23 protein-coding genes, 1 tRNA gene and 2 pseudogenes are annotated in these 23,502 nt (G+C 55.4%); 18 read left to right on the top strand and 8 right to left on the bottom strand.

Going from position 1 to position 23,502, the window contains the following annotated elements:
* Positions 1-23 precede the first annotated feature (23 nt).
* From ispG to prfA, 3 genes and pseudogenes are all read left to right on the top strand, one after another.
* Positions 24-1,185: pseudogene (gene ispG / locus ASN_RS17435) on the top strand (flavodoxin-dependent (E)-4-hydroxy-3-methylbut-2-enyl-diphosphate synthase).
* Between the two features lie 128 nt (positions 1,186-1,313).
* Positions 1,314-2,585, top strand: coding sequence for a histidine--tRNA ligase (gene hisS / locus ASN_RS17430; RefSeq protein WP_058988972.1), 1,272 nt, complete (start codon positions 1,314-1,316; stop codon positions 2,583-2,585).
* Positions 2,582-3,640: a peptide chain release factor 1 gene (gene prfA, locus ASN_RS17425; protein WP_045541909.1), complete on the top strand. Its 1,059-nt coding sequence runs from the start codon at positions 2,582-2,584 to the stop codon at positions 3,638-3,640. Before hisS ends, prfA begins: the two co-directional genes overlap by 4 nt.
* A 53-nt stretch (positions 3,641-3,693) precedes the next feature.
* On the opposite strand, the gene ASN_RS17420 is transcribed toward prfA, so the two are convergent.
* Positions 3,694-4,083: a hypothetical protein gene (locus ASN_RS17420; RefSeq protein ID WP_231873756.1), complete on the bottom strand. Its 390-nt coding sequence runs from the start codon at positions 4,081-4,083 to the stop codon at positions 3,694-3,696.
* Positions 4,084-4,203: 120 nt separating this feature from the next.
* On the opposite strand from ASN_RS17420, the gene prmC reads away from it, so the two are divergent.
* Together prmC and ASN_RS17410 are read left to right on the top strand one after the other, a co-directional pair.
* Positions 4,204-5,091: a peptide chain release factor N(5)-glutamine methyltransferase gene (gene prmC, locus ASN_RS17415; protein ID WP_058988971.1), complete on the top strand. Its 888-nt coding sequence runs from the start codon at positions 4,204-4,206 to the stop codon at positions 5,089-5,091.
* A gap of 250 nt (positions 5,092-5,341) precedes the next feature.
* Entirely contained in the window at positions 5,342-5,791 is a 450-nt protein-coding gene (locus ASN_RS17410; RefSeq protein ID WP_039903467.1) for a DUF4167 domain-containing protein, read from the top strand.
* A 232-nt stretch (positions 5,792-6,023) separates the two neighbouring features.
* On the opposite strand, the gene ASN_RS17405 is transcribed toward ASN_RS17410, so the two are convergent.
* Both ASN_RS17405 and ASN_RS17400 read right to left on the bottom strand, forming a co-directional pair.
* A tRNA-Met gene (locus tag ASN_RS17405) sits at positions 6,024-6,098 on the bottom strand.
* 109 nt (positions 6,099-6,207) lie between these two features.
* Entirely contained in the window at positions 6,208-6,666 is a 459-nt protein-coding gene (locus tag ASN_RS17400; RefSeq protein ID WP_058988970.1) for an MlaD family protein, read from the bottom strand.
* Between the two features lie 118 nt (positions 6,667-6,784).
* Here ASN_RS17400 and ASN_RS17395 point away from each other — a divergent pair, with 118 nt between their 5' ends.
* Together ASN_RS17395 and ASN_RS17390 are read left to right on the top strand one after the other, a co-directional pair.
* Positions 6,785-7,633, top strand: coding sequence for an undecaprenyl-diphosphate phosphatase (locus tag ASN_RS17395; protein WP_006557619.1), 849 nt, complete (start codon positions 6,785-6,787; stop codon positions 7,631-7,633).
* Between the two features lie 105 nt (positions 7,634-7,738).
* On the top strand, positions 7,739-9,283 hold the full coding sequence (locus tag ASN_RS17390) for an APC family permease (RefSeq protein ID WP_058988969.1): 1,545 nt from the start codon (positions 7,739-7,741) through the stop codon (positions 9,281-9,283).
* Between the two features lie 119 nt (positions 9,284-9,402).
* Here the strand turns inward: ASN_RS17390 and ASN_RS17385 are convergent, their stop codons facing one another.
* Both ASN_RS17385 and ASN_RS17380 read right to left on the bottom strand, forming a co-directional pair.
* The gene (locus ASN_RS17385; protein WP_058988968.1) at positions 9,403-10,500 is read right to left on the bottom strand and encodes an ATP-grasp domain-containing protein; all 1,098 of its coding nucleotides are present in this window, start codon (positions 10,498-10,500) and stop codon (positions 9,403-9,405) included.
* Positions 10,497-11,072 carry a DedA family protein gene (locus ASN_RS17380; protein ID WP_006557616.1) on the bottom strand — a complete coding sequence of 192 codons (576 nt, stop codon included), beginning with the start codon at positions 11,070-11,072 and terminating at the stop codon, positions 10,497-10,499. Before ASN_RS17380 ends, ASN_RS17385 begins: the two co-directional genes overlap by 4 nt.
* A 177-nt stretch (positions 11,073-11,249) precedes the next feature.
* Between ASN_RS17380 and ASN_RS17375 the strand changes: the two genes are divergently transcribed.
* The 9 genes and pseudogenes from ASN_RS17375 (at position 11,250) to ASN_RS17340 (ending at position 19,094) form a co-directional block, all read left to right on the top strand.
* Complete coding sequence (locus tag ASN_RS17375) at positions 11,250-12,263, top strand: lytic murein transglycosylase (protein WP_058989443.1); 1,014 nt, start codon at positions 11,250-11,252, stop codon at positions 12,261-12,263.
* 230 nt (positions 12,264-12,493) lie between these two features.
* Complete coding sequence (locus tag ASN_RS20360; protein ID WP_231948528.1) at positions 12,494-13,012, top strand: septal ring lytic transglycosylase RlpA family protein; 519 nt, start codon at positions 12,494-12,496, stop codon at positions 13,010-13,012.
* Positions 12,973-13,083 (top strand): annotated as a pseudogene (locus tag ASN_RS20355) (septal ring lytic transglycosylase RlpA family protein); the annotation flags it as partial. The gene ASN_RS20360 and the pseudogene ASN_RS20355, both read left to right, overlap by 40 nt.
* A gap of 8 nt (positions 13,084-13,091) precedes the next feature.
* Positions 13,092-14,312 (top strand): D-alanyl-D-alanine carboxypeptidase family protein, encoded by a 1,221-nt coding sequence (locus tag ASN_RS17365; protein WP_058988967.1) that lies wholly within the window; start codon positions 13,092-13,094, stop codon positions 14,310-14,312.
* Positions 14,313-14,315: 3 nt separating this feature from the next.
* The gene (gene tmk / locus ASN_RS17360; protein ID WP_058988966.1) at positions 14,316-14,948 is read left to right on the top strand and encodes a dTMP kinase; all 633 of its coding nucleotides are present in this window, start codon (positions 14,316-14,318) and stop codon (positions 14,946-14,948) included.
* Positions 14,949-14,957: 9 nt separating this feature from the next.
* On the top strand, positions 14,958-15,905 hold the full coding sequence (locus tag ASN_RS17355; RefSeq protein ID WP_058988965.1) for a DNA polymerase III subunit delta': 948 nt from the start codon (positions 14,958-14,960) through the stop codon (positions 15,903-15,905).
* Positions 15,902-17,446 (top strand): methionine--tRNA ligase, encoded by a 1,545-nt coding sequence (metG, locus tag ASN_RS17350; RefSeq protein WP_058988964.1) that lies wholly within the window; start codon positions 15,902-15,904, stop codon positions 17,444-17,446. Before ASN_RS17355 ends, metG begins: the two co-directional genes overlap by 4 nt.
* 8 nt (positions 17,447-17,454) lie before the next feature.
* Positions 17,455-18,243: a TatD family hydrolase gene (locus tag ASN_RS17345; protein ID WP_058989442.1), complete on the top strand. Its 789-nt coding sequence runs from the start codon at positions 17,455-17,457 to the stop codon at positions 18,241-18,243.
* Positions 18,244-18,263: 20 nt separating this feature from the next.
* The gene (locus tag ASN_RS17340) at positions 18,264-19,094 is read left to right on the top strand and encodes an MBL fold metallo-hydrolase (protein ID WP_058988963.1); all 831 of its coding nucleotides are present in this window, start codon (positions 18,264-18,266) and stop codon (positions 19,092-19,094) included.
* Positions 19,095-19,179: 85 nt separating this feature from the next.
* Here ASN_RS17340 and ASN_RS17335 read toward each other — a convergent pair whose 3' ends face one another.
* Both ASN_RS17335 and pdxH read right to left on the bottom strand, forming a co-directional pair.
* Complete coding sequence (locus tag ASN_RS17335) at positions 19,180-20,058, bottom strand: universal stress protein (RefSeq protein WP_006557606.1); 879 nt, start codon at positions 20,056-20,058, stop codon at positions 19,180-19,182.
* A 47-nt stretch (positions 20,059-20,105) separates the two neighbouring features.
* On the bottom strand, positions 20,106-20,708 hold the full coding sequence (gene pdxH, locus ASN_RS17330) for a pyridoxamine 5'-phosphate oxidase (RefSeq protein ID WP_082666843.1): 603 nt from the start codon (positions 20,706-20,708) through the stop codon (positions 20,106-20,108).
* 310 nt (positions 20,709-21,018) lie between these two features.
* On the opposite strand from pdxH, the gene fabI reads away from it, so the two are divergent.
* Both fabI and aroC read left to right on the top strand, forming a co-directional pair.
* Positions 21,019-21,858 carry an enoyl-ACP reductase FabI gene (gene fabI / locus ASN_RS17325; RefSeq protein ID WP_006557604.1) on the top strand — a complete coding sequence of 280 codons (840 nt, stop codon included), beginning with the start codon at positions 21,019-21,021 and terminating at the stop codon, positions 21,856-21,858.
* Between the two features lie 8 nt (positions 21,859-21,866).
* Positions 21,867-22,937 carry a chorismate synthase gene (gene aroC, locus ASN_RS17320; protein ID WP_058988961.1) on the top strand — a complete coding sequence of 357 codons (1,071 nt, stop codon included), beginning with the start codon at positions 21,867-21,869 and terminating at the stop codon, positions 22,935-22,937.
* On the opposite strand, the gene ASN_RS17315 is transcribed toward aroC, so the two are convergent.
* The gene (locus tag ASN_RS17315) at positions 22,938-23,369 is read right to left on the bottom strand and encodes an OsmC family protein (RefSeq protein ID WP_058988960.1); all 432 of its coding nucleotides are present in this window, start codon (positions 23,367-23,369) and stop codon (positions 22,938-22,940) included.
* Positions 23,370-23,502: the final 133 nt, after the last annotated feature.

Here is a 23,502-nt window from a genome sequence, read left to right as displayed (position 1 = left end):
TCGTCTCGACAAAAGGATGTAAGATGAGTGGCTACCGGCCTTACCAGTATATCGAGCGTCGGAAATCACGGAAGATCCATGTCGGCAAGGTAGCCGTCGGTGGGGATGCGCCGATTTCTGTCCAGACCATGACCAACACCCTGACCAGTGATGCACAGGCCACGATCGAACAGATCCGCCGTGCAGAACTGGCTGGTGTGGATATTGTCCGCGTGTCCTGCCCGGACGAAGAAAGCACCAAGGCGCTTGAAGAAATTGTGCGGGAAGTGAACGTGCCCATCGTGGCGGACATTCACTTCCACTACAAGCGCGCCATTGAAGCCGCCAAGGCTGGCGCAGCCTGCCTGCGTATCAACCCCGGTAATATTGGCAACGCCGAGCGTGTGAAAGAAGTTGTCAATGCCGCCAAGGATTACGGCTGTTCCATCCGCATCGGTGTGAATGCCGGGTCTCTGGAAAAGCATCTGCTGGAAAAATACGGCGAGCCTAACCCGGAAGCACTGGTAGAAAGCGCTCTGGAACATGCCAAGATTCTGGAAGATCACGATTTCCGTGAATTCAAAATCAGCGTGAAGGCATCTGATGTCTTCATGGCGGTGGCTGCCTACCAGCAGCTGGCTGATGCATGTGACTACCCGCTGCATATCGGTATCACGGAAGCTGGCAGCAAACGTGCCGGCACTGTCAAATCTTCCATTGGTCTGGGCAATCTGCTGTGGGCCGGTGTGGGTGATACCATGCGCGTTTCGCTCTCTGCCGCGCCGGAAGAAGAAGTGTTGGTCGGGTGGGATATTCTTAAATCCCTTGGCCTGCGTCACCGTGGCGTAAAGATTATTTCCTGCCCGTCCTGTGCCCGTCAGGGGATTCAATGTGGTGGAAACGGTTCAGACGCTCGAAGATCGTCTGGCCCATATCAAAACTCCGCTGACGCTTTCCATTATCGGATGCGTCGTGAACGGACCGGGTGAAGCCCTGATGACGGATCTGGGTGTAACGGGCGGTGGTTCAGGCCGTCATATGGTCTATTCCGCTGGCAAGCAGGACCATACCATTCCGGCTGGCGACATGATTGAGCATGTCGTGGAGCTGGTGGAAGCCCGTGTGGCAGCCATTCAGGCCGAAGAAGCCAAGGAAAAGGCTGAAGGCAAGACGGAAGAACTGCCGGAAATGTCTTCCGCTAAATAAAAGCTGAGGCCCAGCATGGTCTGATTCCGGGCAATCAGACCATGCGCCTTGGTTTTTTATCGTAAAATTTGAAGAGTCAGCCCGCTGCGTAATAGCCGGTGGCGGGCGCTGTGATCGGGAAAAGATCTGTGAGCACCATTCAACCCGTAAGAGGAACGCACGACCTTATTGGCGAGGAGCAGCGGCGTTACACGCATGTTGTCTCAACAGCGCGCCATATTGCGGGGCTATACGGGTTTGATGAATGGTCCACCCCGATTTTCGAAGACACGAAAGTATTTTCCCGCTCGCTGGGTGATACGTCAGATGTTGTCTCCAAGGAGATGTATTCTTTCAGTGACCGTGATGGCGAAAGCCTGACCCTGCGTCCGGAAGGCACGGCTGCCATCTGCCGCGCTTTGGTGACAAATGGGCTTACGCAATCCCTGCCGCAGAAGGTTTTCTATGCAGGCCCCATGTTCCGGCATGAGCGGCCACAGAAAGGGCGTTATCGTCAGTTCCATCAGATTGGTGCAGAACTGATGGGTGCAGCGGAACCTCTGGCTGATGCTGAGGCAATAGCGTTGGGGTATCAGGTGCTTACGGCGCTGGGTGTGGCGGAACACGTGACCTTGGAGCTGAATACGCTGGGCGATACGGCCAGCCGGGATGCGTGGCGTGCTGCACTGGTGTCTTACTTCTCCGGCTATAAGGATCGCCTTTCGGAAGAAAGCCGCATCAGGCTGGAGAAAAATCCGCTGCGGATTCTGGACAGCAAGGACGCGGGTGATCGGTCTCTGGTGGCAGATGCCCCCATGATGGAAGAGTTTCTGACGCCGGAAGCCCGCACATTCTGGGATGATCTGCGCCGCACGCTTGATGGCTTCGGAATTGATTACAAGGTCAACACAAGCATTGTGCGTGGGCTGGATTATTATAATCACACCACCTTCGAATTTGTGACCAGCAAGCTGGGCTCTCAGGGCACGGTTATGGCTGGCGGCCGTTATGATGGCCTGGTGCAGCAGATGGGTGGGCCGGAAGTGCCTTCCATTGGTTGGGCTGCTGGTGTGGAGCGCCTTTCCATGTTGCTGGATGCGTCTCCGGCTGCGCCGCGCTCGGTTGTGATCGTGCCGGTTGGTTCACCAGATGAAAAAGCACTTTTTCAGATCTTGCAGGGGCTGCGTCGGCAGGGAGTGCGGGTGGAAATCGGGTATCGTGGCTCCTTGCGTAAACGTATGGAGCGGGCAGGCAAGCAGAATGCCAGCCACGTGATTTTCCTGGGCGAGGATGAGTTGGCTAAAGGGGCCTTCAGGGTCAAAGCCATGGAAACCGGGCAGGAGGAAGAGGTCTCTCGTGATCGACTTCTTTCTGACGCAAAGGCAGTGTTTGCAGGCGTGGGTGGATCAACGGCGCAATGACTTTGGATGAACGGCTGGACAGGATTGTCAGCCGGGCGCTTGAACTGGAAGCCCAGCTGGCCAGTGGCATAAGTGGCGAGGCTTTTACGCAGGCCTCCCGTGAATATGGAGAAATTGAGCCGCTGGTAGCGCGCATCACGGCGCTGCGCTCGGCTGAGCAAGCTGCCCAGCAGGCGGAAGCGTTGCTGGCAGACCCGGAAATGAAAGAACTGGCCGAGCTGGAACTGGCCGAGCTTCAGGAAACATTGCCGCAACTACGGCAGGACGTGCGCCTGGCCATGCTTCCGCGAGATGCTGCCGACGAGAGAAGTGCCATTCTGGAAGTGCGGCCTGCCGCCGGTGGAGACGAAGCTGCTCTTTTTGCAGCAGAACTGTTTGATCTGTACCGTCGATACGCGGACCTGCGGGGCTGGCGTTTTTCCATTATGGATTATGATGAGAGCGAGCTTGGTGGTCTGCGCGAAGGGATTGCGGAAATCAGCGGGAAGGGCGTTTTCGCACGGTTGAAATATGAATCTGGTGTTCATCGTGTGCAGCGTGTGCCTGCAACGGAAAGTCAGGGCCGGATTCATACTTCCACCGTAACCGTGGCAGTGCTGCCTGAGGCAGAAGAGGTTGATGTTACGGTTGATGAAGGTGATTTGCGGATTGACGTCTATCGGGCATCTGGCGCGGGTGGCCAGCATGTGAACAAGACCGAAAGTGCTGTGCGCATTACCCATTTGCCTACCGGCATAGTGGTGGCCATGCAGGAAGAAAAAAGCCAGCATAAGAACCGCGCAAAGGCCATGAAGATTTTGCGGGCGCGGCTGTATGAGCGGGAACGGGCGGAAGCCCATGCATCCCGCGCAGCGAACCGGAAATCTCAGGTGGGGACGGGCGACCGTTCAGAGCGTATCCGGACGTATAATTTTCCGCAGGGCCGCGTGACAGACCATCGGGTCAATCTGACGCTCTACAAGATTGATCGCATCATGCTCGGCGAAATTGATGATTTTGTGGATGCCCTGACACAGGAAGAACAGGCCGAACTTCTGGCGGCGGAAGGGTTCTGAGGTTCGGCCTTGGCCGAGCGTTCCAAGCTCTGCCGAGATGTTGGCCCGAACGGCTAACTGACCGGCATGGAGCAGACATTGGAATGGGTAGGGTGATGCTCTGCAATGGAGTCATCATCGGGGTCCATCAGGAAGAATTCGGTAAAGTTGTTGGAGCCCAATGCATAAAGGTGATGGCCATCCGGATTGTGAAGCGTGCCATCATTGCTGACTTCGTGTGTTTCCACCCGTCCTTCTGGTGTGCGAATGGTGATTTCGCCGCAGAGGGTATACGTGTGGTCAATCCGGCCAATCGGGGTCGGGATGCGCACGGTCTTCCCGCGATTTTTGTCATCCAGTTTGAAAATGGCAGCCAGCTTTCCATCAAGATAAAGACGGGAAATCTCGGAGATTTCTGCATCCGCTTTCTCGTCAGTCACCGTAAATTCGCCTGCGTGTGCCATTGATGCTCCGGCCGTAAGGGAGACAATGGCAGCGCAGAAGGGTAAGAGCACCCGCAGGACGCGTCCGGTGCAGGATGAAAATGTCATTTCAAACAGTACCGCTCTTATAAAGGGTTCCTTATGAGTAGAGCAGAAAAACATGCAGCCAGCCAGCCGCTGGGTCAGTTGCTTGCTCATGGTGCGCAGGTGCTGGCAGCGTCTGCTATTGAAAATCCTCGGCGGGAGGCCCGGCTTCTTCTGGCGTATGCGCTCGGCAAAAGCCCTGAGCAAATGTTGGCTGCATCTCCCAGAGATGATGTGCCCGCAGAACCCTTTCTGTCTTATCTGGCCCGTAGGGCTGCGCATGAACCCATGGCGTTCATAACCCGCAGCAAAGGGTTCTGGACGCTTGATCTCGCTGTTTCTCCGGCAACATTGATCCCGCGTGGTGATAGTGAGACCGTTCTCGCCTGTCTTCTTGATTACTGTCCTGACGTGCAGGCAGCCTTGTCTGTGCTGGATATGGGAACGGGAACAGGTTGCCTTTTACTTGCGGCTTTGGCGGAATATCAGAAGGCATGGGGCATTGGCGTGGATATCAACCCCGAGGCCGCGATTCTGGCTGCACACAACGCTAGGCGATGCGGGATGGCACAGCGCGCCTTTTTTCTGGCAGGTAGGTGGGATGATGCACTGAAAGGCCAGCGTTTTGATGTGCTGCTGAGCAACCCGCCCTACATTCCAACATCTGATCTTGCTGAGCTGATGCCTGAAGTCCGACTGCATGAACCGCTCACTGCGTTGGATGGAGGGGAGGATGGCATGGAGGCGTATCGTTTCCTTTGTGGGCGGCTACCTGATCTCCTCTCCCCACAAGGGGTGGCGATCTTCGAGATCGGAATTCATCAGTCGCGGGATCTACGGCATGTTGCTGCGGAACATGGGCTGGAGATTGTTGAAATCAGGCCGGATCTGGGTGGGGTGCCAAGGGCCGCAGTTTTGCGGGTCAGGACTGATGCAATCACATAAAAAATAGGTTGGCTTTAGCTTGGTGGATTGCTAAGATCATAACTGCTTATTCAGCGATGTGGCGATTATCATTTATTTTTCCGCCATATGAATAAAGCAATGAGGGCCTTTATCTCAGCAATGGTTTTTCCCTGCTGAAAAGAAGCCCGTTCCGACACACAATTCGGCCTTCAGTCAGGAAGCACGTCTTGAAAAGTTCGACTGTTTCTTCATGCAGAATGCCATGAACGTGAAAGTGCTGCGATAGCTCATGAATGTAAAACGGATGCGAACCAGAAATCATCGCTCTAGTGGTAGCGGGAGTGGTGGTTCTTCCCGGCATCTGAATGGTCAGATTCCGATGAACCGGAACCACGTGTTCGATAGTCATGGCCCTGATGTTCGTGTACGTGGGACGGCACAGCAGCTTTTTGAAAAATATCTTCAGCATGGTCGGGATGCGACGGGCGCGGGAGACCGTGTTGCCGCTGAAGCGTATTTCCAGCATGCCGAGCATTACTTCCGTATCATGAACGCCATGACGCAGGCCGCCCAGCAAAGCCAGCAGGAGCGGGCAGAGCGCCAGGCATCCCGCCAGCGCAATGTCAGTGCATCTGATGAAGGTAATGAAGCGTCTCGCGGAGAAGACGGCGAGGCTCCGGTGCGGGGCGAAGAACCGCAGCCCGATATTCAGCCCCAGCCTGAATTGTCTGAAGGCTGATCTGACGGTCTTTTAGAATGAGCGTCGTATGGCGTTGTGCCTTCTCTGAAGGACACGCTATGCGGCGCTTTTTTGTGTGGGTGGATAGCATCAGGCAAAAAGAATTTTGCTTATCCGTGGCAGAATAAGTGCCACCATAAATTCAGATGACTGCAATTTTTATGGAAAAAAACCGAACATCAAGGGCATAGAAAAGCTGCTGATTTCTAAAGTCTTGATTTTCAAGGAAAGATGGTAGCGGCGGACGGATTTGAACCGCCGACCAAGGGATTATGATTCCCCTGCTCTACCGCTGAGCTACGCCGCCATCGTTCGGTGGAGGTGATCTACCCTTGGTGGGGTGGGGTCGTCAAGGCGTTCTTGCTGTTTTTGTTACAAAAAATCTCAGCCGCCAGTGTGGGCGCAGGCAACGGCCTTCATTGATCCAGATTGCCTCCGCCAAAAATGTAGTTGCTCACCTGCTGCTCAAGGCTGGACGGCTCAAGCGTGTGGGTCATTACCGTGCCTGGGGCTGCCAGAGTGTGAGAATGGCCTGGTTCAATTATCAGAGCGTTATCAGAAGAGAGGGTGCTGCTGCCAATTGTCAGTGTGCTGTCATCAGGGATCTTGAGTTCCGTGTTCACCCGGAATTTCACAATGGCCATTTGAGAAACAGGATCAAGTGTAACAGAGGAAACACGGCCCACAGGCACGCCAGCCAAGGCAACATCCGCGCCGCGTGCCAAACCGTTGACAGAGACAAAGCGCGCAGAAAGGTCATACCGGTCCTGTCCGGGGGCGGTTTGGGTGGCGCGGGCATACAGCGCGAAGGCCAGCGTGCCAGCCAATACGGCGCTGCTGAAGAGTGTGGCGCCTGCGCGGCCTCTCCCAATCATTGATCTGCTTTCTCCGTTATTAAGGCAGGGCTCTTGCCCATTGGTTATGAATGCTTGCAGCAGGCAGGGACTTGGTGCAAGGACAAGCTTGTGTGGCCAGAACTGGGTTTTGTTATCAATGTCTTTCATTCAGGCTATTATCATAGCTATCCTGCAAGGGGCGACGGAACTGTTTCCGGTCAGCAGTCTGGGGCATGCGGTCATTTTGCCCGCGCTGTTGCACTGGTCTTATGATCTGCATGATGAAGCGTTTCTGCCTTTTCTGGTGATGCTGCATCTCGGGACGTCCGTTGCGTTACTGATTTTCTTCTGGAAAGACTGGGCAGCGCTGTTCAAAGGCTCTGCTGGCCTGCTGGGAAGCAGGATCCAGATGGAAAGCATGCACATTCTGTTCCTGCTGGTTGTGGCCACTATTCCTGCCGTTATCATCGGCGGGCTGTTTGAACATATGTTGCGCAGCCTGTTCGGTTCAGCGTCTTCCGCTGCTATTTTCCTGTTTCTGAATGGCGTTATGTTGCTATTAGCGGAAAAATTGCGGGGTATGGGCGGTCGCTATGGTGTGCGCACGGTAGCGGACATGACAATGCGGGATGCCCTAGTGATCGGCGTGTGCCAATGCATTGCCTTTCTGCCTGGCTTTTCCCGGTCTGGCGCGACCATCTGCGGTGGTTTGATCCGTGGTCTGCGGCATGACACAGCCGCGCGTTTTTCCTTTCTGATGGCTGAGCCAGTCATTATTGCCGCTACGGTAAGGGAAGCCTTCAAGATGCGGCATATGCCGTTGCAGCCTGGGCAGATGCATGTGGCTTTGATCGCTGCCGTAATTTCGGGCGTGACGGCTTTGGCCAGCACAGCTTTCCTGATGCGTTATTTTCGTGACCATGATAGATGGGCGCTCTCTCCCTTTGCCTATTACTGCATTGGGGCAGGGCTTATCGCGACGCTGATTTTCCATTTCAGTGCTTGAAGCAAAGAGTGGCTTGCCGAGGACGCAAGCCTGATTCTATTTGCATATTAGAGCCGGTTGCGTAACAAAAGCTGCTGGCGTGTGGTGGAGGTTATACAGGCTCTCATGGGGTTTTCATCCTGCCCGGAAAAAGGGCGGTCTCGCCGTAAATCACTTGAGAGAATCGAGCAGGAAAATGGCGCTCAGCGGTTAACCCGCACATTAGGCCCGCTTCAACTCACCATGTTGGGTGTGGGCTCCACTATTGGTGCTGGCATTTATGTGATGACGGGCACCGCCGCCGCCAATTATGCCGGGCCTTCCATTCTGCTTTCTTTTGTCGTCGCCGGATTGGCCTGCCTGTTTACGGCGCTGGCATATGGCGAATTGGCTTCAGCCATGCCGGTTTCCGGTTCTGCTTACACCTATGCCTATGTTTCCATGGGGGAAGCGTGGGCATGGGGTGTGGGATGGTTGCTTCTGCTGGAATACGGCATTTCCTGCGCGGGCGTGGCTGCCGGATTTTCCGGCTACGCGGTAAGTTTCCTACAGGATTTCGGGATTCATGTTCCCTCGGCGTTAAGCACCACAACCATGCAGGTCGCGCTGGATGGAACGCAACGTCATGTTTCCGTGGCAGGCCGACTGGATGCGGTCGGCGCTGCTTCCATTCTGGTTGTGACTGGCTTGCTGATTCTGGGCGTAAAGGAATCTCTGCGGATCAACACGGCCATTGTTTTCCTGAAAGTGGGCGTTCTGGCCGTTTTTGTGGGTCTTGGCGTATGGCAGATCCATCCCTCTTACTGGACGCCCTTTATCCCGCCGCATGAGGGCGGTTTCCGCTACGGGTTGCCGGGGATTTTTCGGGCGGCTTCCATTATTTTCTTTGCGTATGTTGGCTTTGAAGCTGTTTCTACGGCCTCATCGGAGGCCCGTAATCCGCGCAGGGACATCCCGGTCGGGATTATCTTATCCCTGTTGATCTGCACGGCGGTTTATATTGTTGTGGCGGCCGTCCTGATTGGGGTGGTGCCATGGAAAACGCTGGATGTGGCTGATCCGTTGGCAATAGCGGTGAATGCCATGCATCAGCCCTGGCTGGCCGTTTTTGTGAAAATAGGGGCGGTGGTCGGCCTGTGCTCGGTTCTGTTCGGGCTACTTTATGCACAAAGCCGTATCTTTTTTGCCATGGCGGAAGATGGCCTGCTGATGCCTGTCTTCAGCACATTGCATTCACGTTATAAAACACCTTGGATCGGTACCATCGTGCTTGGTCTTCTGGTGGCTGTGGCCACGGCGACATTACCGATCGATATTATTGGCGATCTTGTAAGCCTTGGCACGGCTACGGCATTCGGCATTGTGTGCTTTACCGTTATCTGGATACGCAACACTGCGCCGGATTTTCCGCGCTCTTTCAGCGTGCCCGGCGGCGGTTTTAAAATAAAAGGGATCTGGCTTGGCTATGTGCCCCTTTTAGGCATTCTATTCTGCCTGATTATGGCGGCTCCCCTGTTTATAGATATCATTATGGCCGTGTTTTCAGGAGATCCGGTACCGGCCGTTTTGCTGGCAGCTTATATTCTGTGTGGTTGGGCAAGCTACCGCTTTTACGGTCGGAGCCATTCTCGACTAGGCAAGGATGCTGCCCTTATCGAGCCAGCACCCTAAAAAATAGGGCGCCGCAGCACGGCCCATCCGAGTTATGAGCAGTGCTGCGGAGGGATCGCGTACCAGTGATCCTGTGTGAACGTTTTTATCATATCCTTGATTGGGATAAGTCGGCTTTCTCAATCATTCATGGGATAGGATGCCAGCAGCCGCTTTTGCCTGCGCCACAGCCGCACGCCATGCCAGAGGCCGCTGGATTTCCAGCCAGCTTTTTTCTTTTTGGCACCGATGCGGAATGTTTCCCCGTAATGATGAAACTGGGCGGCATAGGCTTCACGCAAGCTGGTGCGGGAGTCCCAGATATGGGTGGCCTCAGAACCTACGCCGTTGATTTCAATAATCTCGAATTTCTCGCCAGCACGCAGAGCGTCAACACTGTCGAATTTCACATCCACACGGCCAAAGTGGAAATCAGGGATATCCTGCATGATTTCGTCCAGCCTTGCCGTAAGGGCCGGTGTGATATCTGCTGCGCCGTTGCGGAAAATGGCGCCTTTACAATGGTTGCCCGTAAAGACGAGATCTATGGTTTCCCCTTCAGGCAGAACCTCATGCAGACGATTTTGCAGGCGTGGGGTGTAGATATGAAGCAGGAGGCGTGTGCGTGGATCCTGCTTCAGGAGTTCCAGAACCGTATCTCGTCCGTTGCCTTGTAGCGCAGGAATATCCTTGTAAGTCAGGGAGGAGAGTGTGCCATGCGGGCTGTCAGGATGGCGGATATAGAACAGGCCTGCTTCATGCCGGTAGGGAATAAGACGCTGAATGACCAGTTTTATCCCTCGCGGGAATGCGGCCAAGGCAGCATCCAGTTCGGCTGACGTGCGGGCCAGCTTTACGCCCGTACCATTGCAGCCAATATCCGGCTTTACCACGACGGGTAGGCTGAGGCCTTTATGCGCCATCGCTTCTTCCGCACGGCGTGTATCGTCAGTGCTTGTGAACAGGGTTGTGTAAGGGGCGATCCAGCGGGCGGCTGTTGTGCCCGCCATGTCCAGAATGCCGCTTTTACTTTCACCGCACAGGCCGCCCGTTTCAATCCGGGGGTTGGCTGCTGTGGGAGTGCTGAAGTCCCGATACCGAAGGCCCAACAGAATCCAGTAGATCACAATAGGCGTGTAAAAAATCCACCCAGGCCAGAATTCAAAGCTGGAAAGAGGCGATCCATTTTGGGATTGCGGAGCGGATTGAGCGTGGGCTGAGAGGGGCTGCTTGGTCATTTTCCCTGTTTCTGCATGCGGGCGACAATACGACCCATAATGATGATGACCAGCACAAAGCCGAGAATGCCCGCCCAGCGCCAAGCCCCAAGGTGGGCCAGAAGATAGCCACCAATGTGGAGCGATAGCGCAAATAGCGCAGATGTCCAGATCAGGGTGGCAGCCAGAGTGGCCAAGGTAAAGGTGCGCAATCCTGCATTGAAAAACCCGCAGGCAGTATAAAGGGGCAGGCGCGTGCCCGGAATGAATCGGCTTATGAAAACCACCTTGAACAGTTTTTGCGTCAGCCATTGGCGCTGCATATCGCGTTCGGGGGTGTTGACCCAGCGCCGGGCCGGGGGCCAGCGGGCAGCCAGATAGCCCATTCCGTAAAGCCCCACATCACCAAGAACAATGCCGACATACAGGGCGATGAGCGCTTCAAAAGGCCCCAGAGCATTCAGTTTGACCTGAATGGCAGTGAGCACAGTTGCCGCATCTTCCAGAATGAAGGTGGCCAGAATGACAATAAGCACCTGCACGGCCGGGTAGGCTGTTGTTGCTGCGAGAAAATGCTCCAGAGAGTCTGGCATTCAGTCAAAATATTCCATGTAAGGGTGATCCCTGCTGTGACAGGCAAAGGGCAGGAGGGCAAGGCTGGTAGAAGGGAAAAGCCATATGGCTGCCAGAAAAAAGAGATGGCGCGCAGGCGGATAAATACGCTTATATCCGCTCCAGTTAACGATAGATCATAGCGCGACTGGTGAATGATGCTGAGAAGAAGAACCCTTGTTTGTGGGACTATGTCCTCGCTGCTCGTACCTGCATTCGCCCGCAGCGCTGCTTCGGCAAAGCATGTCAAAAAGGTGAGCAGCCCGGCTGCAACGGGGAGCTATGCTGCCTTTCTGGCAGGTGTTCGACGGGAAGCTATCCAGCAAGGGCTTTCCGCTTCAATGCTGGATGAAGCCCTGGCTTTGACAACGCAACCAAATGCCAAGGTTTTGAAAGCTGACCGCCATCAGCCGGAATTCACCCTTACGTGGGCTCAGTATAAAGACCGGGTGATCACGGACAAGAAAATTTCAGATGGCCAGAATGCTGTTGCGCAACGCACGGCCCTGCTTAACCAGATCAGTCAGGCCTATGGCGTGGACCGTGGTGCCATTGCGGGAATCTGGGGGCTGGAATCTGCTTACGGCACCAGAATGGGAACCTACCATGTGGTCGATTCCCTTGCGACTCTGGCTTTTGATGGCAGACGATCCAGCTTTTTCCGTGCCGAACTCTTCAAGGCACTTCACATTCTGAACAACGGTGACATCACGCCCTCCGGCATGTTGGGAAGCTATGCGGGTGCAATGGGACAACCGCAGTTCATGCCCAGCGCCTATGAACGCTACGCAGCCAGTTTCCCGGCAGGGGGGCGGCGCGATATCTGGAATAATGAAGCAGACGTTTTTGCCTCTATCGCAAACTATCTTGCCAAATGTCATTGGCAGGCAGGAGAGCCATGGGGCGAACAGGTGCAAGTGCCTGATACGCTGGACCAGTCCCAGATTGGTCGTGCTGCCGTGCATCCCGTTTCCTACTGGGCGGGCTTGGGCGTAAGGCCTCTGTTAGGCGGAGGCTTTTCTCGGCCGGGTCTGGAAGGGGCGGTTATCCGCCCGGATGGTGTAGGTGGGGAAGCCTATATGGTTTACCACAATTTCAACGTGATCCGCCGGTACAATCCTTCAGACTTCTATGCTCTGGGAGTCGGTCTTCTAGGTAGTGCCATAGTGTGAAAAAAGCCGTTCTGCTGTGCTGTGTAGGGGTTGTGGCCTGTTCCAGGCCGGCGCCCAAGGTTCAGCCTTCCGTACATTATGTGGTGGGGTCGGGCTGGCAGGTGGAAAATGCCTGGTTCTATCCCAGAGAGGATTTTTCCTATCAGGCGACAGGCTTGGCTGTTCGTCAGAAACAGGAAAAGACCGCATCAGCGCTAACTACGGATGGTGAAGTGCGTGATGACGCGACCATGACAGGAAGCCATCCCACCTTGCAGTTGCCTGCGGTGGTTACGGTGATGAATCTGGATAATGGGCGGGAAGTAACGGTCCGGCTGAATGATCGGGGCCCGAAGGAAATTGGTCGCCTGCTTGGCTTGTCACGTAAGGCAGCGGATCTGCTGGGAATGGGAACCGCGCCAGCGCGTGTAAGAATTGTGGAAGATGAAGCAGCCAGCCGTCATCTTGCTGAAATCCTGCCCGGTGGCCCCATGTTGCAGATCAATGCGGCCCCACTGGAAACAGTAACCCAGACCCAGCTGAAAGAAGCGAAGGCAGGGGCCAGAGTCGGGCGCGCTGTTCCGGCTGTTCAGCAGTCTGCGCCGCAGGAAGCTACAGTGGCAGATGGTCCCATTGTTCTGTCTGATCTCCTTTTACGTCCCGTTACGCTGCCGCCCGAGAGGCGGCCCATCAGGGAGCGTCTGTTGTCCCTTCATTTACCCAGCAGGGAAAAATGTGGGCTGTCCGTCACGGACCGTTTGCGACTATAAGCGAGGCGGATATGGCCCTGAGGCATGCCCTTGCTGATGGTTTAACCGGATCTCATATTGTCGTCGAATAGGAAAGAACGTGCATACTCGCCGGTTTCTTCTCGCAGGGGGTGCGGCCCTTGCCTCCACTGGTTATTCATTCAATGCGTTTGCCCGTAAGGTAAGGGGTGGCGCGGCCCATGTGCATGCACCTGCCGCAGCAGCGGCCACGCAGCCTGCTCCCGTACCGGAAACGCCCGCCGTTACGCCGGTAGGGCCGGTGGATACCGTAGCGCGCTGGGCCTGCATTCTGGATTACAACAGCGGCGCAACGTTGCTTGAAAAGGCAGCGGATGAACGGATGCCGCCTTCATCTCTCACCAAGATGATGACGGCGTATGTTACCTTCACCATGCTGAAATCTGGCCGCCTGAAGCTGGACCAGACCCTGCCGGTGAGCGAAAAAGCGTGGCGCATGCAGGGATCACGGATGTTCGTGCCATTGGGGCAGAGCGTTTCTGTTGAAGATCTTATCCAGGGTATGGTGATCCAGTCTGGTAATGATGCCTGCGTGGTGTTGGCTGAAGGTATCTCTGGGTCGGAAGAGCAATTCGTCGCCCTGATGAATGAGATGGCAGGGAAGTTGGGGCTCACTAACTCACATTTCTTGAACGCAACGGGCTGGCCTGCTGACGGCCACTATATGTCCGCACGCGATGTTGCGTATCTTGCCTTGCGTCTCATCCATGATTTTCCAGAATATTATCATTATTTCTCGGAAAAAGAGTTTTTCTTCAACAAGATCCGGCAGGAAAACCGGAATGCTCTGGTGGTCAAGGGACTGGCGGATGGCCTGAAGACTGGCCACACGGATGCAGGTGGTTTTGGTTTATGTGCATCGTCTGAACGGGAAGGGCGTCGCGTCATTCTGGCTCTGAATGGCATGCCAACGTCCAATGTTCGTGCCCGTGAGAGCGAGCGGTTGATGGGATGGGCGTTTGCCAACTTTGAATCCGCAAAAATTCTCAGCAAAGGGGATGTGGTAGAACAGGCTCCCGTATGGATGGGGCAGGTTCAGACAGTCCCCTTGGTTGTGGCGCAGGACTTCACCATGCTGTTGCCCCATGGTTGGCGCAACTCAACGCATGTGTCTCTGGATTATCAGGGACCGTTGGCTGCTCCCCTCAAGCAGGGGCAGCCTGCTGGGCAATTGACGGTGTTGTTGCCGGGTGGTCGACAGGCGCTGGTACCCGTTGTGGTCGGGCAGGATGTGCCTGCGCTGGGTGTTCTGGGGCGTGCGGCCCGCAGACTGCATCTTTAAGACATGAGTAAAGGTCTGTTTATTACGCTGGAGGGTGGAGAAGGCGTAGGGAAGTCCACGCAGCTTAAACTGCTGCAGGCAGCACTTCTCTCCGCTGGTGTGGATGTTGTGACCACGCGGGAACCTGGTGGTTCTCCAGGAGCCGAAGAATTACGGCAGGTTCTTCTGTTTGGTAAACATCCGCTCTCTCTCCGGGCGGAGATTCTAACGCATTTTGCGGCACGCTATGATCATGTTGATCAGGTGATCACGCCTGCGCTGGAAGCCGGGAAAGTGGTGGTGTGTGATCGTTTTACGGATTCCACGCTGGCTTATCAGGGTTATGGCCGCGCAGAGGGAAACCTGGATGTCTTGCGCCTGATTTCTCGTCTGCAGGAGCAGTTGGGTCGTGATCCGGATATGACGTTTCTGCTGGAAGCTCCGCGGGATGTCGCTCGTCTGCGGCTGGCAGCGCGGGGGGCTCCAGTTGATCGTTATGAACTGTCAGATGAAGGGTTTCACGCCCGGGTTCTGGCGGGTTTTCAGGAGATCGCCCGGCAGGATACCGGCCGCGTCCGCCGTATCAGCACGGATGGCCTCTCACCAGAGGCGGTCAATGCCATGATTGTCAAAGATATTCGCGCACGTCTTCAGTAAAGGACTATCATGCAGGAGGACCCGCGCCTTGCATCACTATATCTGCAAGGGCATGAGGCCGCGTTGCAGGCCTTTCGCATGGCTCTTGCTTCCGGACGAATGCCTCATGCGTGGCTTATTGCCGGGCCACCGGGCATAGGCAAAGCGACGTTCGCATTTCGCGTGGCGCGCCTTATATTGGGCGGAGAAGATGCGGATAGTCCGGCAGGGCGGCGCATCTCCGCAGCAACACATGCGGACCTTCTGGTCGTTAGCCGAAGTTTTGATGAGAAACGGCAGCGGTTTCGTGGCGAAATTGTTGCGGATGAGGTCCGGCCTATTAACGCGTTCCTGCGCCGCACAGCGGCGGAGGGAGGTTGGCGCGTTGTGATTGTGGATGGTGCGGAGTGGCTCAACAGAAGTGCCGCCAATGCCCTTTTGAAGATTTTGGAGGAACCGCCTCCGCAGGCTGTGCTTTTATTGACCAGTTCTGCTCCGGGCCGGTTGTTACCCACCATTCGCAGCCGGTGCCGTAAGCTTGATCTGGCTCCCCTTGATACGCATAGCCTGCAAAGTGTGATTGTTCGGCAGGTGCCGGACGTTTCTCCAGATGACATGACGCGTATGCTTGAAAGCGCGCAGGGAGCACCCGGAAGAGCGCTTGCCCTTCTGGCGGATCAAGGCGGTAAGATGGCTGATCTGGCGCAGGAAGCTGTGGCGGGTGTTTCTGTCAGTCGATCCTATCAGATTGCTGAAGCTGTTTTGCGCAAAGACGACGGTTTTAATTTATTTTTCAGTCTGTTATCTGATTTTCTTCAGAATAGGGCGCGTCAGTCCGCACGGCAGGGGCTTAATCAGTCCAATGCTCTTGCTCAGGCTTGGGAGGCCATTATGCGTCTTCAGGGCGAGACGGAACGCTTCAATCTGGATAAACAGGAATCTCTTCTCCAAGCCATGACCATTGCGAGTAAAGCATGACCGGCCGTTTTTATGTCACGACCCCAATCTATTACGTGAATGGCGCCCCCCATATCGGGCACGCCTATACCTCCGTTGCGGCGGACGTCATGGCGCGTTTTCACCGGCTGGCGGGGGACGAGGTCTTTTTTCTGACCGGAACGGACGAGCACGGCCAGAAGGTGGAACAGGCTGCACAGGCAGCAGGTATTGACCCCAAAGTTTTTGTGGACCGTGTTTCTGCGGATTTCCGGAACATGGCGGATGCCATGGCCATCTCCTATGATGACTTCATTCGCACGACGGAACCGCGTCATATTACCGGTGCGCAGGCTCTTTGGCAGAAAGTGGCAGAAAGTGGTGCCATCTATCTGGGGGCTTATGAAGGATGGTACGCTCTTCGGGATGAGTGTTTCTACGGTGAAGATGAACTGATTGACGGGCCGGAGGGCAAGAAAGTTGCTCCTACCGGTGCACCTGTCGATTGGGTGAAGGAGCCCTCCTATTTTTTCAAGCTGTCAGCATTTCAGGACAAATTGCTGGAACTGTATGAAAGTCATCCTGAATTTCTAGGCCCCAACAGCACCAAGCGCGAGATTGTCAGCTTCGTGAAGCAGGGGCTGCGCGATCTGTCCATCAGCCGCACCAGTTTTAAATGGGGCATTCCCGTGCCGGGGGATGAAGCCCATGTGATGTATGTCTGGTTTGATGCTCTTGCCAATTACCTGAGTGCGCTGGACTACCCTAATCCTGACGCGCCCCGTGCTGCGTTCTGGCCTGCAAACCTGCATCTGGTGGGCAAGGATATTGCCCGTTTCCATGCCATTTACTGGCCAGCCTTTCTGATGGCTGCCGATATTGAGGTGCCAAAGAAGATTTTTGCGAACGGCTGGTGGACCATTGAAGGCCAGAAGATGAGCAAATCTCTGGGCAATGTGGTCGATCCGCGTGATCTGGCAAAAGAATTTGGTGTGGATGCCGTCAGGTTCTTTCTGCTGAGGGAAGTGCCGTTTGGCGGAGACAGTGATCTTTCTCGCAAGTCTCTGATCACGCGCAACAACGTGGAACTTGCGAACGATCTTGGCAATCTCTGCCAGCGCACGCTCTCTCTTGTTGCCCGAAACTGCGATGGTATCATTCCAGAGCGTCGGGTGCTGACGGAATCTGATACCCATCTCCTGGGGCAGGTGAGTGTTCTGCCGGAGTTGATGGCCGCCCAACTGGAACGCTGTGCATTGACGGATGCGCTGGAAGATGTCTGGAAAGTAATCCGGGCAGGCAATGCCTACATTGATCATCAGGCTCCGTGGGCGCTGCGTAAGACCGATGTCGAACGGATGAAAGACGTTCTGCGGGTGCTACTGGATGCATTGCGCGGTATTGCCACAGTGCTTCAGCCGTTCATGCCGCAGAGCATGGATCGCATGTTGACCCAGCTTGGGGTTGAAGACGGTGAGCGGACATTCGCTGCACTGGAAACCCTGATTCCGGCTGGGCGCAAGCTGCCAGCGCCACAGGGTATCTTCCCGCGTTATGTAGAACCCACGGAAGAGCCTTCATGAGTTCTACCATGGCAGGACTGATCGATTCTCATTGCCATCTGGATCACTTTACGGCGGAAGAAATTCCCGTGCTTCTGACAGCAGCCAAAGAAGCAAACGTGAGTGGCATGGTTACCATCGGTACGCGTCTGGCACGTGCTGACCAGCAAAAAGCACTGACACAGTTCAGCACGCCTGACGTGCGCGTATGGTGCACTGTGGGCACGCATCCAGACCATGTTGAGGAAGAGCCCGTGCCCTCCGTGCAGGCGATTGCGGCATGTGCAGATGCTCCGGAAGTAATCGGGATCGGCGAGAGTGGTCTGGATTATTTCCATGGGGAAGAAAGCGTACGCCCCCTTCAGCAGGAGAGCTTTCGGCAGCATATTGGGGCGGCCCGCGAGTTGAACGTGCCGATCATCATCCACGCGCGACAGGCGGATGAGGATATTGCGCAGATCCTCCGGGAAGAAACAGAGGTTGGGGCATTCCCTATTCTGCTGCACTGTTTTGCTTCCAGCGCCGCACTGGCCCAGTGTGTTGTCGATCTGGGAGGATATGTCAGTTTCTCCGGTATTTCGACGTTTCCGAAGTGCGGTGAGTTCCGTGAGGTAGCCCGTACCCTGCCGGCTGACAGGATTCTGGTGGAAACAGATTCTCCTTATCTGGCTCCTGTGCCGCGGCGGGGTAAAAGGAATGAGCCCGCGTATGTGGCCTATACCGCAGCCTGTATTGCAGAGGTTCGGGGTCAGGAGATGGCCGACTTCACGCGCATGACCACTGAAAATTTTTATCGGCTGTTCCGTAAGGCGGCATGAGTGGGGAGAGGCCGGGAGAAATGAAGGTCACCATTCTGGGGTGTGGCGGCTCGGCTGGTGTGCCGATGCTGGGAGGAGAAGATGGGCACGGCATCTGGGGGCGCTGTGACCCAGCAGAGCCGAAAAACCGTCGCTCCCGTGCCTCTATTTTCCTGGAAATGGGAAACGGCGAAAATATTCTGGTGGACACCAGCCCGGATATCCGGGCTCAGCTTCTGACAAACGGCATCAAGGCTTTTCGTTCCATTTTTTATACCCACGCTCACGCAGACCATATCGCGGGGCTGGACGAAGTACGTGGGATCAATCGTATTATCCGGCAGCCAATCAAGGCTTATGGCGCGGCTTCGGTGCTTGATGAAATCCAGACGCGGTTTGATTACGTCTTCAAACCATGGACATCACCTGAATTTTTTCGTGCGGTTGTTGAGGCCTGCCCTGTGCCTGAGCAGGGACAGTTTGAAATGGCAGGCTATCCTTTTACCGTATTTCAGCAGGTTCATGGCCGTATCCATTCCAGCGGATTGCGGTGTGGAAATTTTGCCTACAGCACGGATGTGGTTGAGCTAGGTCCGGAATCCCTGGCTGCCTTGGCCGGGGTTGAGACGTGGATTGTCGATTGCTTCCAGCAAAAACCCCACAGCGCTCATGCATGGCTGGAACGGGTTGTGGAATGGCAGGATATCCTTCAACCGCGGCGAACCATTCTGACCCATATGGGAACGGATATGGACTGGCGTTGGATGAAAAATAATCTGCCAGACACCATGGAGCCAGCATGGGATGGTATGACCCTGAGCGTGGACGAGCCTGCGCCCATTTCAGTGCGAGCGTCTGTTTCCTGCTCCTGAACTATGGCCGCTTTTCTCTCTTTTTTCTGCCTCTCGCCCATCCCGTAAAAGGGAGGGAACGAGACGCAGTATTATGCTTGCCGGGTTAGCGGCTCATCAGAACGGTGAGGTCCGCATGTTCCAGAACATGACGGGTTACGCCGCCCAGAATTAGCTGGCGCAGACGGGAATGGGAATACGCGCCCATGGCCAGCATGTCCGCATCGAAATCCTTACAGGCGGCTAGGAGTCCTTTGCCGACATCCCGATCTACCGGGTTGAAGGCAACCGCATCTGCCTTGATGCCATGGAAAGACAGGTAATCCAGCACATCCCGTGCTTTGGGACCGCGGCGCTGATAATCCTCACAATGCAGTACACGTACAGCGTCTGCCGTCAGTGCCCAAGCCAACGCTCCGCGCAGTGCCGAGGAGGATTCCGCAGTGCCATTCCAGCCGATACAGACCCGTTTGATAAGGCCCTGCGGTGGAGTGCGCGGCGCGATGACAACGGGGCGCCCGCTGTCAAACAGGACGGCATGCAGGGTTTCGGAGGACGAGACTTCTTCTCCTGAATCCGGGTGAGGGACCAGCGTAAAGTCAGAAAGCCGTGCGTGGGCAGGTACGATCTCGCTTTCCGCGCCGGAGAGAATATTGAAGCTCATGCTTGGCTCATCCCATGGGAAGGGAGAGCGTGGGGGCACAACCTGAATATCCGGATGGGTGGCGGCAAACTGCTCAAAAAGCTGGTGCACTTCGTGCGCGTGGCGAGCGCTTTCATGCTCTGCGGAGCGCATCAGGTCTTCCACCATGGCGCCTGAAAGTCCTTCGCCTGCCATAGGCGCAATGTCTCGTCCGTCTGGACGGACATGCAGCACGGCAAGGTGCGCCCCAAACCGGCGAGCAAAATTATAACCGCGTATCAGAGCCGCTTCACCATTTGAGATGCTGGGCAAGGGAAGCAGTATTTTTCTAACGTCTTTCATTCTTTTTATGTCCCCATCTCTCATTCAACGCTGTCATAAAATGGCTGTTAAGGATACAGCCGGGTTACATTCCATTCATTTCCATCGGGTGTCCATCTGGCCCGATCATGCAGCCGGTAAGGACGCTCTTGCCAAAACTCAAACGCAGCAGGAGCCACTCGGTACCCGGACCAGTTGGCCGGACGCGGAATATCACCCTCTCCATACTGTTCTTCAGCCGCTTTCAGGCGTGCTTCAAAAATGGAACGGTCAGCCAAGGGGCGGGACTGGTCAGAGGCAATGGCCCCCAGCCGTGATATCCTGCTCCGACTCGCAAAATAAGCATCGGCTTCTTCGGGTGTTACCGGGGTGACCGTTCCTTCAATCCGGATCTGTCGCCGCAGACTCTTCCAGTGGAACAGCAAGGCAACATTAGGGTCTGCTGCCAGTTCTTCGCCCTTGCGGCTGTGCTGGTTGGTGTAAAAAACAAAACCACGCCGATCCATGCCCTTCAGGAGAACGATACGTGCGGAGGGATGGCCATTGGGCGTGCTGGTGGCCAGCACCATGGCGTTGGGGTCAGAAGGCTCGGTTTTTTCGGCTTCTTTCATCCATGCGGAAAAGAGCTCAAATGGGTCTGCGTTCAGATCAATAAGTGTCTGTTCAGTCATGCTGTCCTCTTTGTCTCGCATCGGATGGTCAAAGGGTGCGAGCCCGTTTCTGTTTTCATACTGCTAATGGCGGAGGGTGAGGAGAGGCGATTACTGCCAGTGGTCTGCTTTTCTTGAGAAACCAGGGAAATGCGGTTGAGTAGAGTGCCTGACAGTTTTCATTTTCCCGGTGTAATCAGCAGGTATGTGGCAGACGGGCAGGTTTTCAGCCAAAGGACGAACGCAAGGTCTTGTTTAGTCCGTGCGGGTATGCGACCACCCGACTTAAAGTTCTTGCACATTCGTAAACAGATAGGTCGAGGTTTGCAGCATGTCGTCTCATGACACCACATTGCCCGCAAAGGGTACGCTGATGCAGGGTAAAAAAGGGTTGGTCATGGGGGTGGCCAATGATCGTTCCATCGCATGGGGAATTGCCAGCGCAGTGGCGGCTCAGGGCGGGGAAATGGCCTTTACCTATCAGGGTGAAGCTCTGGGCAAGCGCGTGACACCTCTGGCCGAAAGCATTGGCGCATCCTTGGTGCTACCATGCGATGTGACTGATGATGCAGCTATTGATGCCGTGTTCACAAAGCTTGAACAGGAATGGGGTGAGCTTGATTTTGTGGTGCACGCCATTGGCTGGGCAGATAAAAAATATCTGCGTGGCCGGTATGTGGACACCCCGCGGGATGCGTTTCTGACGGCGCTGGATATCTCCTGCTATTCCTTCACGGCCGTTGCACAACGTGCAGCGCGTCTGATGAAAAATGGCGGTTCTCTGCTTACCCTGAGCTATCTGGGGGCCGAGCGTGTGATGCCGCATTACAACGTGATGGGTGTCGCAAAGGCGGCTCTTGAGGCCTCCGTGCGTTATATGGCGGCAGATCTGGGTAAGGATGCCATTCGGGTAAACGCCATTTCTGCTGGTCCGATCAAGACCCTTGCCGCCAGTGGCATTGGTGATTTCCGTTATATCCTCAAATGGAACCAGTACAACGCACCGCTGGAACGCAATGTGGCTCTTGAAGAAGTGGGCGGAGCCGGGCTCTACATGCTTTCAGACCTTTCTTCCGGCGTGACGGGTGAAGTTCATCATGTGGATAGTGGCTACCACATGGTGGGCATGAAAAATCCGACCGCACCTGATATTTCTGTCGCTGGGGACTAAGTAAAGCCGTGTCCTACAACACCTTTGGCCAGATGTTTCGTGTTACCACATGGGGGGAAAGCCATGGACCGGCCATTGGCTGTGTCGTGGATGGCTGCCCGCCGCGTCTGGCGCTGACAGAAGCTGATATCCAGCCTTTTCTGGACCGTCGGCGGCCTGGGCAATCTGCCTTTACCACCCAGCGGCGTGAGCCGGATGCGGTGCGTATTCTGTCTGGCGTGTTTGAAGGACAGACCACAGGTACACCTATTTCCCTGCTGATTGAAAATACGGACCAGCGGTCACGGGATTATGGTGATATTGCCCAGACCTACCGGCCCGGCCATGCAGATCTGACCTATGATCTGAAATACGGTATTCGCGACTATCGCGGAGGGGGACGGTCCTCCGCGCGTGAAACTGCCTGCCGTGTTGCGGCCGGAGCAATCGCCCGGCGTCTTCTGGGGGATGATATTCGTGTGCGTGGCGCGCTGGTTCAACTTGGCCCGCACAAAATTGACCGGAGCCGGTGGGACTGGGAGGAGGTGGAGCGTAACCCCTTTTTCTGCCCCGATGCTGCGGTCGTTCCAGAATGGGAAGAATACCTTTCTGGTATCCGTAAAGCTGGTCTTTCCATTGGGGCAGTGATTGAAGTCGTCGCTGAAAACGTGCCAGCAGGTCTGGGAGCTCCTGTTTACGGGAAACTGGATTCAGACCTTGCGGCGGCACTGATGAGTATTAACGCCGTTAAGGGGGTAGAAATTGGTGACGGCTTTGCCGCCGCTGCCCTGACTGGTGTGGAAAATGCTGATCCGCTTTTCATGGAAAACGGGAAAGTGGCGTTTGGGGCTAATCATGCAGGCGGCGTTCTGGGGGGCATTTCCAGCGGGCAGCCGATAGTGGCGCGGTTTGCAGTCAAGCCCACCAGTTCCATGCTGGCTCCTGTTCCTTCCATCACGCGTGATGGACAGGAAAAAGACGTCATCACCAAAGGGCGGCATGATCCCTGTGTGGGTATTCGTGCTGTGCCGGTGGGAGAAGCGATGATGGCCTGCGTATTGGCAGACCATCTTTTGCGGCACCGAGGCCAGATCGGCTGATCAGGCGACCAGTGTCGCATCCAGCGTAATTGTTGCCTTGAACAGTTTGGAGACAGGACAGCCTGTCTTGGCTTTGTTAGCCAGTTCTTCAAACTGTTCCTTGGACGCGCCGGGAACGTCAGCCTTGAGCGTCAGGGCAATGGCGTCAATTTCAAAACCGTCAGCCGCTTTATTCAGGCTGACCTCGGCCTTTGTGTCGATGGATTTTGCCGTAAGCCCCGCGTCACCCAGAATAAGGGAAAGCGCCATGGAGAAGCAGGCAGCGTGGGCCGCGCCCAGTAATTCTTCCGGATTGGTGCCGGGTTTGCCTTCAAAGCGTGTATTAAAGCCATAAGGCTGCTGGTTCAAAGCCTGACTTTCTGTAGAAACTGTGCCTTTGCCTTCCTTGATGGGACCTTCCCAATGGGCAGTGCCGAATTTCTTGATCGCCATATCATCTTCCTTTGCAATACGCGTTGACGGGTCGCGGTGTGAACGTGCGCAATACTCGGGGGTTCAGTGCAATGCTGCTCCGCTCTCGCAGAGATGAGAAGATGTTTGCAGCGAAGGTGTGGCATATGACTCT

Origin of the sequence: Acetobacter senegalensis, from assembly GCF_001499615.1 — a bacterium.
GTDB classification, from domain to species: Bacteria; Pseudomonadota; Alphaproteobacteria; order Acetobacterales; family Acetobacteraceae; genus Acetobacter; species Acetobacter senegalensis.
The sequence above is the reverse complement of the archived record's forward strand: the minus strand, read 5'-3'. Positions and strand labels throughout refer to the sequence as shown.